Source organism: Paraburkholderia sp. A1RI_3L (assembly GCF_048957895.1).
Classification (GTDB): Bacteria; Pseudomonadota; Gammaproteobacteria; order Burkholderiales; family Burkholderiaceae; genus Paraburkholderia; species Paraburkholderia kururiensis.
Window position 1 is genome coordinate 1 of record NZ_JARCHA010000058.1, and the last position, 768, is coordinate 768.

Below are 768 nucleotides of genomic sequence, written 5' to 3' on the forward strand. Positions count from 1 at the left end.
TGGCTCGTAGCCGAACACACCGCCCGACGCGCGTTCCAGCAGCGCCGGACTCCACAGGTGCTGCATGGCCGTCACCGGCGCGCGCAGTGCGTTTGCGTAGTAGCCGCCGCAGGTCCGCACGAAGGCAGGCAGCGTCCACAGCGCGTCGTAAGGCGTGCCGGATATCAGCATGCCGGGCGGCCGGTCGAACATCATGCGTTCGATGTCGATCACGTAATCGTTGGCCACGCGCATGCCCACGATCTTTCCGCCGCGCGCCGCGAATGTGCGTCCCCATTCCGGGTCCAGTTGCGCGCTCAGTTCGATGACCACGTCGAGCGAACGCTGGGCCGTTGCCAGGTCCATCACGGGAACGGGCGCGAGCGCGAGGAAGTCTTTTGCCTCAGCCGGGTCGCCGTCGCCGCCGTTGACGAGATACGCCGCTTCCACAAGCGGCGAATGCGCGAGCAGCGTCGCGAGGAAATAGCAGTTCTGGAAGATGCCGTTCTCCCAGATGGACTGGAAGCCCTGGCGCAGGAAGATCGTCACGCCTACCTTGAGACGCCGGCCGTTCAGCATGACGCCCTCCCCGGGCCGGTGTTCGACGTCAAGGCGAGCAGCCGCCGCGCGTAGTGCGATCCGTTCGCGGCGTGGCGCGGCGAAAGCGTCGCGAGGAAGCTGCGGGCGCGCCCTGCGTAGCGCTCCTGCTGCGAATCGTGGTGGCGCGCGGCATGCGCGAGCTGGACAGCCCCCGCTTCAATGTCCGAGTCAGGGTAGTAGTAGCCAAGA

2 protein-coding genes are annotated in these 768 nt (G+C 66.9%); both read right to left on the reverse strand.

The window, feature by feature from the left end; genetic code table 11:
- The coding region (locus tag PXJ20_RS32845; protein ID WP_421057506.1) for a DUF2827 family protein at positions 1-558 on the reverse strand (558 nt) is incomplete at its 3' end.
- Positions 552-768, reverse strand: a 217-nt coding sequence (locus tag PXJ20_RS32850) for a DUF2827 family protein (RefSeq protein WP_421057507.1), incomplete at its 5' end; no start/stop codon positions are given. The genes PXJ20_RS32845 and PXJ20_RS32850, both read right to left, overlap by 7 nt.